The organism is Roseomonas gilardii subsp. gilardii, from assembly GCF_023078375.1.
Classification (GTDB): domain Bacteria; phylum Pseudomonadota; class Alphaproteobacteria; order Acetobacterales; family Acetobacteraceae; genus Roseomonas; species Roseomonas gilardii.
The window spans coordinates 832,325-847,308 of record NZ_CP095554.1; the positions used below are offsets into that span (position 1 = coordinate 832,325).

Genomic DNA, 14,984 nt, shown 5'->3' on the forward strand with positions numbered 1-14,984 from the left:
CGCTCCATCTCGGCGCTCTTTCGCTCGATGGCTGGCGGATGGTGCCGGGCCGCCGTCTTGGCCGGGCCTGGATGTCCCCGGACGGCGGGTGACGGTGGCGCCTGTGGGCATCACCGTCGGAGATGGCTCAGGCCCCTGTCCCGAACGGGGCCCAGGCCAGATCCTTCTCGGCCACCAGGCTGGGGGCGGCGGGCCATTCGATGGCGAAGCCCGGATCGTCATAGCGGAACCCGTCCGCGAAACCCGGGGCGAAGGGTGTGGACATGCTGTAGGTCACTTCCACATCGTCGGTCAGGGTCAGGAAGCCATGGGCACAGCCGGTGGGGATATAGAGGCTCAGATCCTCATCCTGCCCCAGGTGGAACCCCTGCCACTTCCCGAAGCTTGGCGAATCCCGCCGGACATCCGCCACCACGTCGAAGATCGTGCCACGGACGCATCGCACGAGCTTCACTTCCTCATAGGGCGGACGCTGGTAGTGCATGCCCCGGAGCGTCCCGGCCCGCCGCGTCACGGAGGTGCTGCTCTGCACGAAGCGGCCGTTGAGGCCCCGCTCGGTGAACTCCTTCTCGCAGAAGGTGCGGCCGAAGGAGCCCCGCTCGTCGCGGTGGCGCTCGATCACAATGGCCCAGAGGCCTTCGATCCTGGTAGATTGGAAGATCATTTTATTGTCTTTATACCAATATTGAGATGAAGCGAAGGGTTTTCCGATGAGCGGGCTGGGTCAGGAAATGCAGGGGCATGTGGAGGCGCTGTTCCCGATCTGCCGGAGCATCACCGGGGCGGGCCTCCGGCAGACGCTGCGCTACATCTCCGACCGGATCGGACTGGAGATCCACGAGGTGCCCAGCGGTACGCCGGTGCTGGACTGGGAAGTGCCGGAGGAGTGGACGGTGCGGGGCGCCCGGATCGAGCGCCTGAACGGCGAGACCGTGGTGGATTTCCGCGACAACAACCTGCATCTCGTGCAGTACAGCCTGCCGGTGGACCGGGTGGTGCCACGGGATGAGCTGGAGCGGCACCTGCACAGCCTGCCGGAGCAGCCCGGCCTCATCCCCTACCGCACCGGCTACTACGCCCGGAGCTGGGGGTTCTGCCTGTCGCAGAACCAGCGCGACGCGATGCGGGACGAGGCCTATCGCGTCGTGGTGGACACCACCCTGGCGCCGGGCGCGCTCAGCTATGGCGAGCTGTTCCTGCCGGGCGAGAGCGGGGAGGAGTTCCTCTTCTCCATCCATTGCTGCCACCCCTCGCTGGCCAACGACAACCTTGCCTCCATCGCCGTGGCCATGGCGCTGGCGGATTCGCAGAAGCGGCGGAACGGCCGGAAGCTGGGCCTGCGCTTCGTCTTCCTGCCCGGCACGATCGGCGCCATCACCTGGCTGGCGCGCAACCGCGACACGGTCGGGCGGGTCCGGCACGGGCTGGTGCTGAGCTGCCTGGGTGATGCCGGGGGGCTGACCTACAAGCGGTCCCGCCGCGGCGATGCACGGGTGGACCGTTACGCCACGCATGTGCTGGCGGAGGAAGGCTTCGCCGAGCGCGTGCTGCCCTTCATCCCCTATGGCTATGACGAGCGGCAGTACTGCTCGCCCGGCTTCAACCTGCCGGTCGGCTGCCTGATGCGCTCGCCCAACGGTACCTTCCCGGAATACCACACCTCCGCCGACAACCCTTCTCTGGTGAAGCCGGAATCACTGGAGCATTCGCTGATGGCGCTGGAGCGGATCGTGGCGATGGCGGAGGCGGACTACATACCGCTGAACACCCAGCCCTATGGCGAGCCGCAGCTCGGCCGGCGCGGCCTCTACAAGGCCATCGGCGGCCAGCACGACCAGGAGGATGCACGCGCCCGCTTCGACCAGATGACCGTCTTCTGGGTGCTGAACCTCGCCGACGGCACGCACTCCCTGCTGGATATCGCGGAGCGGGCGGGCAAGCCCTTCCCGGCCGTGGCGGCGGCGGCACGGGCCCTGTCGGAGGCCGGGCTGCTGGTGCCGGCAGAAGGCCGGGTGATCGGGCAGGACACGGCAGGCTGACGGCCGGCCGCACGTCCTGGCCGTTGCGCGTCATGGCGGCCTGTCGTGGGAGAGGCAGGGCCTTGCCCCCCGGGGGCCGCCATCAGGAACCGGGCCGGGCTGCTCAGGAATGGTCACCGCCCGCGAGGAAGCGCCGCAACCGCTCCGAACGTCCGGCGCCGAAGATCTCCGCCGGCTTGCCTTCCTCCTCGATCAGCCCCTGGTGCAGAAAGACGACACGCGAGGAGACGTCGCGGGCAAAGCCCATCTCATGCGTCACCACCAGCATGGTGCGTCCTTCCTCCGCCAGGGAACGCATGACGCGCAGGACCTCGCCCACCAGTTCCGGGTCGAGGGCCGAGGTCGGCTCGTCGAAGAGCATCACCTCCGGCCGCTGTGCCAGGGCGCGGGCGATGGCGGCGCGCTGCTGCTGACCGCCGGAGAGATGCGCCGGATAGTGGTCGCGCTTGTCGGCGATGCCGACGCGTTCCAGCAGTGCCTCCGCCTCGGCGATGCATTCCGCGCGCGGGCGCTTCTGCACATGTACCGGCACCTCGATCAGGTTCTCCAGCACCGTGCGATGGGACCAGAGATTGAAGCTCTGGAAGACCATGCCGATGCGCGTGCGCAGGCGGTTCACCTGCCGCATATCCGCCGGGCGTGTGCCATGCCGCGTGTGGCGCAGGGCGATCGCCTCGCCCGCGATGCTGACCTCGCCGCTGTCGGGCACCTCCAGCATGTTGATGCAGCGGAGCAGGGTGGACTTGCCGGAACCGGAGGAACCGAGGATCGACAGCACCTCGCCCCGCCTTGCCTCCAGCGAGATGCCTTTCAGCACCTCCAGCGGACCGAAGCTCTTGCGCAGGTCCCGCAGCCGGATGACGGGCACCTTGCTCATGCGGTCCCTCCCTTCCCGATGGTGAGCGCCAGGGATGCGGGCCGTCCGGGATTCAGCCGGCGCTCCAGCGCATGCACGAGGCGCGTCAGCACGAAGTTGATGGCGAGGTAGATCGCCCCCGCCACGGCGAAGACCTCGATGGTGCGATAGCTCTGCGCGATCAGCTTCGCCGCGATGCCGGTGATCTCCATCAGCGTGATGATCGAGGCGAGCGAGGTGGCCTTCACCATCAGGATCAACTCGTTGCCATAGGCGGGCAGGGCCTGCCGCAGCGCCAGAGGCATCACCACGCGCCGCAGCAGCAGCCAGCGCCCCATCCCGGCGGCCCGCGCGGCCTCCATTTGCCCTTGCGGCACCGCGGCGAGGCCGCCGCAGATGATCTCTCCGCCATAGGCGGCGGTGTTCAGGGTCAGCGCGATCACCGCGCACCAGGTGGGATCGCGCAGAACCGGCCAGAGGAAGGTCGAGCGGATCTCCCGGAACTGGCTGAGGCCGTAATAGATCAGGAAAAGCTGTACCAGCAGCGGCGTGCCGCGAAAGACGAAGATGTAGAGGCGCGCCGGCCAGTCCAGCCAGCGCCGGCCGGACCGCCGCATCGCCGCCAGCAGCAGCGCCAGCACCGCGCCGAGGGCGACCGAGCTCGCCGCCAGTTGCAGCGTCAGCGGCACCCCGGCCAGCAGGCGCAGGAAGGTGTCGGCGAGGAAGGGCAGGTCCATCAGCCTCTCCGCAGCCCGCGCAGGGCCTGCCGCTCGGCACGCCGCAGGCCCCAGCCGGAGAGGGAGGAGATGACAAGATAGAGGATCGCCGCCCCCAGGAAGAAGCTGAAGGGCTGCCGTGTCGAACCGGCGCCGATCTGCGCCTGCCGCATCAGCTCCACCACGCCGGTGACGGAGATCAGGGCGGTGTCCTTCAGCACGATCTGCCAGACATTTCCCAGCCCCGGCAGGGCATGGCGCAGCACCAGCGGCGCGACGACGCGGCGCAGGCGCAGCAGGCGGGGCATGCCGGCGGCCAGCGCGGCCTCGATCTCGCCAACGGGCACGGCGCGGAAGGCGCCGCGCAGCACCTCGGTGTGATAGGCGCCGCAGACCACTCCCACCGCCAGCGTGCCGGCGAGGAAGCCGGGCAGGCTGAAAAAGCCTCCGGCGCCCAGGAGATGCGCGAGCGGCGTCAGCACGGCGGAGGAGCCGAAATAGAAGAGGTAGATCACCAGCAGCTCAGGAATGCCGCGCAGCACCGTCGTATAGGCATCCGCCAGGGTCCGCAGCAGCCTTCCGCCACCGAGCTTGGCCCAGGCACCCAGCGCCCCGATCGCCAGCCCCACCAGGAAGCCGGACAGGGCGACCGCGAGCGTCACCAGTGCGGCCAGCAGCATGGCGCTGCCCCAGCCCTGCGGGCCGAATCCCATCAGATCGAGGAAGCCCGGGGGGGTCATGTGGCTCCTGTTCCTGCGCCATCAGGCCGCAGACGGAGCCTGGGAGCAAGAATCAAGCGGGAGGGGCGGCCTGGGACACCCTCACCACCAGCGCCTCCGTTCCGCGGTGTCCAGGGCCGTTTCCAGATCGGGCAGGTCGCGATGCCAGAGGCGTTCCCATTCCAGGCTCAGCAACCCGGCATAGCCATCCGCCCGCAGGGCGGCCATCAGCGCCTGCATGGGGAATTCTCCCTCCCCCGGCAGGACATAGCTGTAGTCGAAGCGCTCGCTGGGCCGCGAGAGGCTGTCCTTCACATGGATATGCGCGACATGCGGGCGCAGCATCCGCCAGAGTTCGGCCGGATGCGCGCCGCCCTTGCGCCAGGTGTGATGGGAGTCCCAGAGGATCGGGCAGCCGGGCTCCATCTCCAGGAAGCGGCGCAGCGCCGTGGGATCGGCCAGCGCATCATGCGTCTCGACGGCGATCTCCGCCCGCCTGCCCCGCTCCCGCCGTAGTCTCCGCCACCAGGACAGGGCCTCCCGCGCCTCCTCCAGCCCCGCCACATCCCCGATGCGGCCGCCATCGAAGACGCGCAGGCTGTCCACACCCATCGCCTCGGCCCAGGGCAGGAAACGGAGGAAGGCCCCCCGGTCCTCCAGCGTGTTGCCGATCAGGCGCAGAGAGGTGCCGATCGACACCACCCGTGCCGGCGCCTCCGCCAGCCGTGCCGCGAGGCGCTCCGGGCTGCCATAGCGTCTCTCGAACAGGGTGGGCAGCTTCACCGTGCCCTCCAGCGCCCGCAGCTCCACGCAGGGGATGCCGTGCCGCGCGGCGAGGGCCAGGACTTCTTCCAGCGCCAGCTCCGCGCAACCCAGCGTGGAGAAGGCGCGCCGCATCGTGGGCTTCCCGGGTTCCGCCATGGTCAGGGCAGTGCCGGGCCGTGGGGCGGCAGGCCGCGCCGGGTGATGCAGGATGCCTGCATGACGTTCTCCCTCGCGGTTCTGGCCGTCTTTTCCCCAGGCCGATGCCCGGCGCGGCCGTTTCCGCCGAAGTAACCGTAGGGTTACCTATCAACCCGGTCAATGAAGCGCCGGCCCCTGCAACAGGCCGCCCACACGCCCTGCCCCTATCCCGGCAGGAACTGCACCAGCAGCCGCCCATGCAGGGCCGAGACCCCCACCCGCGCCCGCACGCCGAAGACCTCCTCGATGCGCTCCTCGGTCAGCACCGCCTCGGGCCTGCCGGCGGCGACCACGCGGCCACCCTGCATCAGCGCCAGCTCGTCGCAGAACATGGCGGCGAGGTTCAGGTCGTGCAGCGCCACGATGCTGGTCACCGGCAGCCGCGCCACCAGCCGCAGCAGGTCGAGCTGGTGCCGGATGTCCAGATGGTTGGTCGGTTCGTCCAGCAGCAGCTCGGTCGGTGTCTGCGCCAGGGCGCGGGCGATCTGCGCGCGCTGCCGTTCGCCACCGGAGAGGGTCTGCCAGCGCTGCTCGCGCAGCGCCTCCAGCCCCACCTGCCGCAGCGCGGCGTTCACCGCGGCTTCGTCCGCCTCCGTCCAGCCGGACAACGGGCCGCGATGCGGCACGCGGCCGAGCCGCACCACGTCGAGCACGGTGACCGGCGCCTCGGTCACGGCATGCTGCTCGACGAAGGCGGCGCGCCGGGCGATCGCGGCGCGCGACAGGCGTGCGATATCCTCGCCGCCCAGCGTCACCACGCCGCTCGCCGTGTGGCGCAGCCCGGCGAGCAGGCGCAACAGGCTGGACTTGCCCGAGCCATTGGGGCCGAGCAGCCCCAGCATGCGACCCGGCCGGGCGGCCAGCGTCACGCCATCCACGATCATCCGCCGACCGCTGCCCCAGGAGACGCGCTCCGCCACGATGCTCACCGGTGGGGCACCCTTGTCAGGCCCCGGGGGAGGCTCCGCCTCGCCCCGGCCCCCCTCCGCTGGGGAGATGGTATCTCCCCAGACCCCGCCTTGAGTGGGCGCCGGGTGACAAGGTCAGCCCGTGGCCTGATCCCGGAGGGCAGGTGGATCAGCGGGGCTCCCGAAAAGAAGAAAAACATCTTGTCCGCGCTGGCGGCACCGGCAGTCGCCGGAGAGCGATGCTCTCCGGCGCGCTCCGGCGTCAGCAGGCGCCAACGAACCGGGTCCAGGGCCCGCAGGGTCCTGGCGGATAGGGGGTCCGGGGGAAAGGCGGAGCCTTCCCCCCGGGATGCCCGACGCAGCACCACCGGTTTCATGCCGAACGGCGCGACCGGCAGAGGATCACGGCGAAGGCCGGGGCGCCGAACAGGGCCGTCACCACGCCGATCGGCAGGGTCTGCTGCGGCACCAGGATACGCGACAGGATATCCGCCATCACCGCCAGGATCGCCCCCATGATCAGCGAGGCCGGCAGCAGCCGCGCATGGGAGGGGCCGACCAGGAAGCGCGCGGCATGCGGCACCACGAGGCCGACGAAGCCCACCGTGCCGGTGATGCTCACCAGCACCGCGGTCATCGCCGCCGTCACCGCGAAGAGCAGGGCGCGCACCCGCCCCACCGGGATGCCCAGCGTCATCGCCGCATCGGCGCCGAAGGTGAAGGCATCCAGCGCCCGGGCCTGGAACAGGCAGACGAGGCTCGCCGCCAGCACGGCGGGCGCCGCGAGGGCGAGGTCGGGCCAGCGCACGCCGCTGAGATTGCCGAGCAGCCAGAACATCACCCCGCGCGCCTGTTCCGCATTCGCCGCGGTGGTGACGACATAGGCGGTGATGGCGTTGAAGAGCTGCGAGGCGACGACGCCGGCCAGGATCACCCGCTCCGCCCCGCCGCCGGAGGCCGAGGCCAGGGCGGCCACGGCCAGCAGCGCGGCCAGCGCCCCGAAGAAGGCGCCGCCGGAGAGCGAGACCAGCCCGCCGCCCAGGCCGAGCACCACCACCGCCACGGCCCCGGTCGAGGCCCCGGCGGAGATGCCCAGCACATAGGGCTCCGCCAGCGGGTTGCGCAGCAGCGCCTGCAGCACCGCCCCCGCCACCGCCAGTCCGCCGCCCAGGCAGGCCGCCATCAGGGCGCGGCTGAGCCGGTAGTCCCAGATCACCCCCTCCTGGATGCGGCTGACCTCGTAGCCCGCGCCGAGGAGCCGGTTGGCCAGCGCCTTGAACGTGGTGGCGAGAGGCACCGGCATTTCGCCCAAGGAGACGGCCAGGGCGACGCAGAGGCCGAGCAGCAGCAGCGCCAGCAGGGCCAGCACGAGCCGGGCGGCCTGGCCGGTGGTGCCGGGCCGGGCCGTCACCAGGCCGCGGATCGCCGGCCGGGTGGCCTCCAGCGGCAGGCCGTCGCTGGCCAGGCCGCTCACGGCTTCGTCCCGCTTCCCTGGGATGGGGCTCCTGCGCCCTGGCCGGCCGGGCCCTGCTCTCCCAGAGCCTGGATGCCCCTGGCCACGGCCTCGATTCCGTCGATGGTGCGCAGCGTCGGGTTCATCGACTGCGCACCCACCACCACGAAGCGCCTCGCCCGCACCGCCGGCATCTGGCTGGTGACCGGGTCCGTCTCCAGGAAGTGCCGCTTGACGTTCACGTCATCGGCGGGGAAGCGGCGGCGCGTCATCTCGCCCATCACGATCACCGAGGGGTTGGCGGTGGCGATGGCCTCCCAGCTCACGGTCGGCCATTCCTCGGTCGTGTGGATGACGTTGCGCAGGCCCAGCAGCCGCGCGATGTAGCCCGGCGCGCCATTGGCGCCGGCGACGAAGGCATCGCCCTTCACGTCGCGGCTGGAGAACCAGAAGACCACCGGCAGGCCCTGCGCCTTCACCGAGGCGACGGCTGCCACGGCATCGGCCTCGCGCTTCCTCAGTTGCGCCACCAGCGCGGCGCCGCGGTCCTGCACGTCGAAGATCGCGGCGAGCTCCTCGATCTCCTGGTAGAGCAGCTCCATCGTGTAGGGCTGGCTCCGCACCCCGTCGCCGCTGCCGGAATTGTCCTTGCCCGTGCAGTCCGAGGGCGAGATGTAGGTGGGAATGCCGAGATCGGTGAACTGCTCCCGCCGCCCGACCCGGCCACGCGGCCCGACATGCCATTCGAGCTGCACGGTGACGAGATCCGGCTCCTGGCCCACCACGGATTCGAAGCTCGGATCATTGTCCGCGAGGCGGCGGACCTTGGCGTCCTCCCCGGCGAATTGCGGCAGCACCGGCTCCACCCAGAGCGCGGTGCCGGCGATCCGGTCGCCCAGGCCGAGGGCGTAGAGGATCTCCGTCTCCGACTGGCCGATGGAGACCACCCGGCGCGGCGCCTTCGGAAAGGTCAGGTCCAGCCCGCAGTTGCGGATGTGCAGCGGGTAGCGGGTCGGCTCCGCGTCCGCCGGACGCACCATGGCGCCGGACAGGGCAAGGCCCACCCCGACGGCGAGGGCGGCCAGGCGCCGCAGCGGCCTGCCCCGGCGCGTACCGGCCTGGGCGGAAAGCATCGGAAAGGACGGCATGAATCAGGCTCCCGCCTCCGGAGCACCCCGCCCGGCGGCCTGGTGAAGCGACGACGGCAGGTCTCCTGGCTCGCGGCTTCCGGCAGCGGCGCGGGGCGCCATGCCGGCTTCGCCAGCCCTGTCTTCCCGGGCCCCGGCCTCCTCGCGGAGGGACGAAGGCTCAGTGACCCGCCAGGCCGCATCCGGAAGGGGCGGCAGGGCGGACGGGCCAGCGGAGAACCGCTGACAGTTGCGGGGGCAGCGGCCGACTTGCTCCCGGGCGCGAGGCCCGGCCGGAGCGCACGGCCTTCCCTTTTCACCCGCTCGCGCGGGACCGTCGACGGGCCAACCTATCCCGCGCAGGGGCCGGCGGGCAAGGCGAAGCCGCGTCGGCCGTGGCGCGCCATTCCCCGCTCCTTCATGCCTCGTGCCATCGCGCAGCACGGGCACGCCGGCCAGCACATGCGGCAGGCCCGTGCCATAGCGCTGCCGGTGCGCGGCGTCGAAACCCGCGCGCTCCAGCGCCTCGCAACGGTCGAGATGACGCAACAGCAGGCGCTCCGCCCGTTCCGAGGAGGCATGGCGCCGCCGCCACAGCCGCCAGAGGAGATGCGCGTTCACCGCCCAGGCATCATAGGCATGCTCCCGCATCCGCCGGCGCACGGCGGGCGGCAGGGCATCGAAGCAGGCCCATCCGTCGCCATCCCAGCGGCGCCAGACCGCCTCCCGGACGGTGTTGTCGTTCCCCGCCACGCCGCTCAGCCCCCACTCAGTTCCAGGCCGGGAAAGGGTCCGGCAGCCGCGCCCAGGCGCGCGAACCACCCCGCATCTCCGCCTCCGTCAGCAGGCAGGCATCGAGCCGCCGGCGCAGTGCCGCCTCATCCATGCCGGCGCCGATGAAGACCACCTCCTGCCGCCGGTCGCCGAAAGGCTCCTGCCATTGCGCGCGGATACCGTCCCGCCATGGCGGATCGTCCGGCCAGCGGGATGGGTCCACCGCCGCGAACCAGTAGCCCGCCGCCTCGTGCCGCCCGACCTGCCCGGCCAGTTGCCAGGAGCCCGCCCAGTTCATGCGCGTGGCCAGCCAGAAGAAGCCCTTGGCCCGCACAACGCCCGGCAGGTCGGATTCGATGAGGGCCTTCCAACGTGCCGGATGCAGCGGCCGCCGCGCCCGCCAGACGAAGGAGCGGATGCCGAATTCCTCGCTTTCCGGCAGATGCCCGCCCGCCAGGGCCTGGGCCCAGCCCGCCGCGCGCTGCGCCCGCGCGAAGTCGAAACGCCCGGTCCCCAGCACCTCGGGCAGCGGGACGCGGCCGTGGTCGGCGGCGATGATGGCGGCCCCGGGGTTGAAGGTGGCGAGCAGCGCGGCCAGCCGCTCCCGCTCCGCCATGTCCATGCGGTCGGTCTTGTTGATCACCAGCACGTCGGCGAACTCGACCTGCTCCACCAGCAGGTCCACCAGCAGCCGGTCATCCTCCTCGCCCGCCGTTTCCCCCCGGGCGCGCAGCGTGTCGGCGGAGCCGTAGTCGCGCAGGAAGGCCGGGCCATCGACCACCGTCACCATCGTGTCCAGCCGCGCCAGGTCCCCCAGGCCGCGCCCTTCCTCATCGCGGAAGTCGAAGGTGGCGGCCACCGGCATGGGCTCCGCGATGCCGGTGCTCTCGATCACCAGCGCGTCGAAGCGCCCTTCCCGCGCCAGGCGCGCGACCTCCACCATCAGGTCCTCGCGCAAAGTGCAGCAGATGCAGCCGTTGCTCATCTCCACCAGCTTCTCGCTGGTGCGGGTCAGCATCCCTTCCGCCGAGGGCGCACCGGCGACGAGCGCGGCATCGATGTTCACCTCGCTCATGTCGTTGACGATGACGGCGACACGCTTTCCCTCGCGGTTGGCGAGGATGTGGTTCAGCAGCGTCGTCTTGCCCGCGCCCAGGAAGCCGGACAGCACGGTGACGGGGAGGCGGGTGTCAGAGGTCATGGAGCGGAATCCGTCCGGCTTCGTCGAGGCAGAGGAGCAGCCGGGGCACGGGAGCGCCGTCCATCGGCGGGGAGCGGTGCACCAGCCCGCGGCCGGGTGCGGCGGGATGCGCGTCGCCCTTGAGGATCGCGGCATCGCCGGTGCCCAGGCGTGCGGGAGCAGGGCCACAGCATGGATCATGGGCACGCGCGGCCTCCGCCCCGAACAGGGGGAGCCATTCCGTGCCCGCCCCGGCATAGGTGCAGAGCAGGCGCAGCCCCACCGCATCGGCATGGAAACGGCGGCAGGCATCGCCGGTGATGCCCTCCAGCCTCGCCTGGAGGCGCTTCCGGCCCAGGATCACGGAGAAGCTGACGCAGAGCCAGCGGATGTCGCGCAGCAGGGCGGACGGCAGGGCTGTTGGCAGCTTCGCGGCGAGGCGAAGGGCGCAATCCTCGGCCAGATCCTCCACCGCGACGCGGAAGGGAGCGAGGCGCAGCAGGGGCTGCAGGCCGCCGGGTTCGGGCGGCGGCCGCTGCCAGATGGCGAGCGGCACGTCAGGCCGGCGCACCTCCATCAGCACGCCAGGATCGGCGGCGGCCAGGATGCGGAAGGCGCCTTCATCGGGCGCGGTCAGGGCTTCGCTGAGGAACACGCCCTGAGGTTTATACAGAACGTTATAACATTACAATACCCGGAACGCCGAGCCGTTCCCCCGGCTCGCTCGCTGCCCGCTACCAGCTCCGCAGGCGGCGCAGGCGCGGGGTCTTCTTGTGCTGGTGCTCGCCCATGCGCCCGAGCAACGAGTCCAGCTCGGCGATGGCACGGTGCAGATAGGGGCCCTTGTTCAGCATGACGCATTCGGCCCGCGCCGCCATCGCCGCATCGGTCATCTCGCCGCGCGAGGGGGCGCCCTTCTTGATCAGCCGTTCCAGCACCTGGGTCGCCCAGATCACCGGCACATGCGCGGCCTCGCCCAGCCAGAGGATTTCCTCCTGCATCTCGGCCATCCGGGCGAAGCCGATCTCCACCGCCAGGTCGCCGCGCGCGATCATGACCGCCGTCGGCTGCTGCCCGGCGGCGCGGGTCAGGATGGAGGGCAGGGCGCGAACGGCCCGCGTGGTCTCGATCTTCAGGATCAGTGACAGGCTCCGCCAGTCATCGGGCCGGCGGCGCTCCAGCTCCTCCTGGAGCAGGGCCACATCCTGGGCCGACTGCACGAAGGAATAGCCGATGCCGTCGGCATGCTGCGCGACGAAGTCCAGATCCCGCCGGTCCTGGTCGGTCAGCGCGGCACAGTGCAGGTCGGTGTCGGGGAAGTTGATGCCCTTTTCCGTCTTCAGTTTGACGCTGCCGCCCGCCGCGGCGGTGACGCGCGCCACCAGCCCCCAGGGCTCCACCCGCTCGATGCTGGCGCCGAGCTTGCCGTCGTCGATGAACAGCCGCTCCCCCGGCCGGGCCATGGCCAGCACCTCGCCCAGGGTGCATTCCACCGCCGCATGGGGCCCTTCCAGCGCGACCGCCCCGAGGCCGCCGGGCGCGGTGACGGCCAGCCGGTCGCCTTCCGCCACGCGGTGCGAGCCGGCCACCCGCACCTCACCGGTACGGATCTTCGGGCCGCCCAGATCCATCAGCACCTTCATGCGCCGGCCGGTGGCGGCCTCCGCCGCATGGACATGCGCGATCATGCGCTGCCAAGCCTCGCGGCCATCATGGGCGCAGTTGATCCGCACCGCCTCGACGCCACGCTCGGCCAGCCTCCGCATGAAGGCGGGATCGTCGGCGGCCTCGCTCGGGCAGGTGACCAGCAGATGCACCGGCCGCTGCGGCGAGGCCGGGCCGAGCACCGTCCGCGTCCGTTCCGCCAGCCGGCGCTCCCCCTCGAAGAAGGCCGCCGGCGACACCGGCGGCTCCTCGGGCGGCCGTCCGGCCAGCGCCGCCAGGGCGCGCTCCACGCTTTCCAGCACGGGCAGCACGCGGCTTTCCAGCCGGCCCAGCGAGGACAGGCCCAGCAGCATCAGCGGCCGCTGCAAGGGGCGCAGATCCCGGTGCCGCAGCGCGAGATAGCAGGCGAGGTTCGCCGCGCCCGGCCGGAAGTCGGGCTGGTGGAGCGAGCCCTCCCATTGCCGCACCAGGCCGTGCCCTTCCTCGCGCACCGCCTTCAGCAGGGCCCGGATCTCGGCATGCAGGGCCGGCACGTCCACCGGCTGGTCCTCTTCGGGGAGCGGCTGTTCGGCGGCTTCGGAAGACCGGACGGGATCATCGGACATGCGGTGTCTCCTGCGGGACAACCACCTTTCTAGCGCGGCCCGCCCGGCTCCCGCATGAAGCTGCCGTGACGCAATGCCGGCGCGGCGCCCCCGGGATCAGCCCCGCTTGGCCTGGGCCGCCATGCGCACCGTGGCATTGGCCGCACCGAAGCCGGTGGCGCCACGGCGCTCGATCATCTCGAAGAAGAAGCGGTGCTCGAAGGCGCGCAGGTAGAAATGCAGCAGCTCGCCACCCGCGTCGCGGTCATAGAGCACGTCATGCTGCTGCAGCTTGCGCAGGAACTCGTCGTCCAGTCCCCATTTCGCCTGCAGGTCGTCGTAGTAGTTCGCCGGCACGGAAAGGGTTTCCGCGCCGCGCCGCCGCACGTCGCGCACGCTGGCGAAGATGTCCTTCGTGTCGAAGGCGATGTGGTGCACGCCGGCCCCGGCGAAGGCCGTGACGAAGCGGCCGGTGGAGGTCTTCTGCCCCTCCGAGATGTTCAGCGGCAGGCGCAGCGCGCCATTGCCGGACACCACCGCGCGGCTGCGCACCAGTCCCTGCGGATCGGCGAGATCCCAGATCGACTGCGGCTCCAGCCCGAAGACGCTGCGCCAGAACAGCACCGCGGAATCCATCGTGCCGTTGGGCAGGGCGAGCGCGATGTGGTCGCAGCCGGTGAGGCCGCTGTCGGCAACCTCCGCACCTTCCTCCAGCATCACGAAATCGTCCTGCCAGCTCCCGCCGCCGGGGCGCGGCGCCTCGACCAGCAGGATCAGCGTGCCGTCGGTGTTGCGGATGCCGGAAATCGGCAGCTCACCCTCGCCGCGATGCTCCTGCCAGTCGGAGCAGAGCAGCTTGCGGGCGCGCGTCAGCGCCTGCTCCACATTGTCCACCCGCACGGCGAAGGCGCAGACCGAAGGGCCGTGCAACTGGAAATGCTCGGAGGCGGCGCTGTCCTGCTCGCTGTTCAGCACCAGGGAGACATCGCCCTGGCGGTAGAGGTCCACATCCTTGCTGCGGTGCCGGCCGACACGGCGGAAGCCGGTGCGCTCCAGATAGGTGGCGAGCTTGCGCCGCGCGCCCTCATCCACCGCGAATTCTAGGAACTCCACCCGCTCCACCACGGGGGGCGGCGGCAGGTCGAGCACGCCGGTGCGGGATTCGGTGAAGATCAGCGAGCGCAGCCCGTCGCGCGCATTGGTGCGGGCCGGAAGGGTGCGGAAATCGTCGTTGAAGATTTCCAGCGACAGCGGGCCGCGATAGCCGGAGGCCACCACCGCGTGGGTGAAATCCTCGACCGGCAGGTCGCCCTGGCCGGGGAAGTTGCGGAAATGCCGGCTCCAGGACAGCACGTCCATGGTCAGCTTCGGCGCGTCGGCGAGTTGCACGAAGAAGATGCGCTCGCCGGGCACCTGGGCGATGCCGGAGGGGTCGTCGCCCAGGGAAAGGGTGTGGAAGCTGTCGAGGATCAGCCCCAAAGCGGGATGGTCCGCCTGCTGCACGATCTTCCAGGCATGGCTCCAGCGCCGGATGTTCTGGCCCCAGGCCAGGGCCTCGAAACCGACGCGCAGGCCCCGCTTCGCCGCCCGCTCCGCCATCTCCCGCAGATCGGCGGCGGCCCGGGCATCGTCGTCCAGGCTGTGCGGCTGGGTGTTGGAGCAGACCAGCACGAGGTCGGTGCCCAGCGCCTGCATCACGTCGAACTTGCGCTCGGCCCGGTCCATATTGCGGGCACGCTGCGGCTCCGGCATCGCCTCGAAGTCGCGGAAGGGCTGGAAGATGGTGATCTCCAGCCCCAGGTCCCGCGCCGCCTTGCGCACATCCGCGGGCGTGCCCTCGAAGGTGAGCAGGTCGTTCTCGAAGATCTCCACGCCGTCGAAGCCGGCCGCGGCCGCCGCCTCCAGCTTGTCGAGCAGGTTTCCGCTCAGCGAGACCGTGGCGATCGAGCGGGCGAAGCGCGACTTCGTGGGCAGCATGGCTGTCTTCCGGATGCTCGGGG

13 protein-coding genes, 1 pseudogene and 1 riboswitch are annotated in these 14,984 nt (G+C 71.0%); of the genes and pseudogenes, 1 reads left to right on the forward strand and 13 read right to left on the reverse strand.

Features of this window, described 5'->3' with window-relative positions; translation table 11 throughout:
* Positions 1-127 precede the first annotated feature (127 nt).
* Positions 128-664, reverse strand: a complete 537-nt coding sequence (locus MVG78_RS03880) for a dTDP-4-dehydrorhamnose 3,5-epimerase family protein (RefSeq protein WP_247558355.1) — start codon at positions 662-664, stop codon at positions 128-130.
* A gap of 46 nt (positions 665-710) precedes the next feature.
* Between MVG78_RS03880 and MVG78_RS03885 the strand changes: the two genes are divergently transcribed.
* Positions 711-2,039, forward strand: coding sequence for a DUF4910 domain-containing protein (locus tag MVG78_RS03885; protein WP_247558357.1), 1,329 nt, complete (start codon positions 711-713; stop codon positions 2,037-2,039).
* A 103-nt stretch (positions 2,040-2,142) separates the two neighbouring features.
* Here the strand turns inward: MVG78_RS03885 and MVG78_RS03890 are convergent, their stop codons facing one another.
* The 12 genes and pseudogenes from MVG78_RS03890 to MVG78_RS03945 form a co-directional block, all read right to left on the reverse strand.
* Positions 2,143-2,916, reverse strand: a complete 774-nt coding sequence (locus tag MVG78_RS03890; protein ID WP_247558359.1) for an ABC transporter ATP-binding protein — start codon at positions 2,914-2,916, stop codon at positions 2,143-2,145.
* Entirely contained in the window at positions 2,913-3,632 is a 720-nt protein-coding gene (locus MVG78_RS03895) for an ABC transporter permease (RefSeq protein WP_247558361.1), read from the reverse strand. The genes MVG78_RS03890 and MVG78_RS03895 overlap by 4 nt, the downstream gene beginning before the upstream one ends.
* Positions 3,632-4,351, reverse strand: a complete 720-nt coding sequence (locus MVG78_RS03900) for an ABC transporter permease (RefSeq protein ID WP_247558363.1) — start codon at positions 4,349-4,351, stop codon at positions 3,632-3,634. The genes MVG78_RS03895 and MVG78_RS03900 overlap by 1 nt, the downstream gene beginning before the upstream one ends.
* A gap of 81 nt (positions 4,352-4,432) precedes the next feature.
* Positions 4,433-5,227, reverse strand: a complete 795-nt coding sequence (locus tag MVG78_RS03905) for a sugar phosphate isomerase/epimerase family protein (protein WP_247558365.1) — start codon at positions 5,225-5,227, stop codon at positions 4,433-4,435.
* 230 nt (positions 5,228-5,457) lie between these two features.
* A complete protein-coding gene (locus MVG78_RS03910) occupies positions 5,458-6,222 on the reverse strand; it encodes an ABC transporter ATP-binding protein (protein WP_247558367.1) in 765 nt (254 codons plus the stop codon).
* Positions 6,223-6,574: 352 nt separating this feature from the next.
* A complete protein-coding gene (locus MVG78_RS03915) occupies positions 6,575-7,675 on the reverse strand; it encodes a FecCD family ABC transporter permease (RefSeq protein WP_247558369.1) in 1,101 nt (366 codons plus the stop codon).
* Entirely contained in the window at positions 7,672-8,802 is a 1,131-nt protein-coding gene (locus MVG78_RS03920) for an ABC transporter substrate-binding protein (protein ID WP_247558371.1), read from the reverse strand. The genes MVG78_RS03915 and MVG78_RS03920 overlap by 4 nt, the downstream gene beginning before the upstream one ends.
* 38 nt (positions 8,803-8,840) lie before the next feature.
* Positions 8,841-9,135, reverse strand: a riboswitch (cobalamin riboswitch).
* A gap of 219 nt (positions 9,136-9,354) precedes the next feature.
* Positions 9,355-9,603, reverse strand: a pseudogene (locus MVG78_RS21695) (DUF6525 family protein); the annotation flags it as partial.
* Positions 9,551-10,756: a zinc metallochaperone GTPase ZigA gene (zigA, locus tag MVG78_RS03930; RefSeq protein WP_247558373.1), complete on the reverse strand. Its 1,206-nt coding sequence runs from the start codon at positions 10,754-10,756 to the stop codon at positions 9,551-9,553. The gene zigA and the pseudogene MVG78_RS21695, both read right to left, overlap by 53 nt.
* The gene (locus MVG78_RS03935) at positions 10,746-11,390 is read right to left on the reverse strand and encodes a DUF1826 domain-containing protein (protein ID WP_247558375.1); all 645 of its coding nucleotides are present in this window, start codon (positions 11,388-11,390) and stop codon (positions 10,746-10,748) included. Before MVG78_RS03935 ends, zigA begins: the two co-directional genes overlap by 11 nt.
* A 79-nt stretch (positions 11,391-11,469) precedes the next feature.
* Positions 11,470-13,005, reverse strand: coding sequence for a pyruvate kinase (locus MVG78_RS03940; protein WP_247558378.1), 1,536 nt, complete (start codon positions 13,003-13,005; stop codon positions 11,470-11,472).
* A 96-nt stretch (positions 13,006-13,101) separates the two neighbouring features.
* Entirely contained in the window at positions 13,102-14,961 is a 1,860-nt protein-coding gene (locus MVG78_RS03945; RefSeq protein ID WP_247558380.1) for a bifunctional sugar phosphate isomerase/epimerase/4-hydroxyphenylpyruvate dioxygenase family protein, read from the reverse strand.
* Between the last annotated feature and the right edge of the window lie 23 nt (positions 14,962-14,984).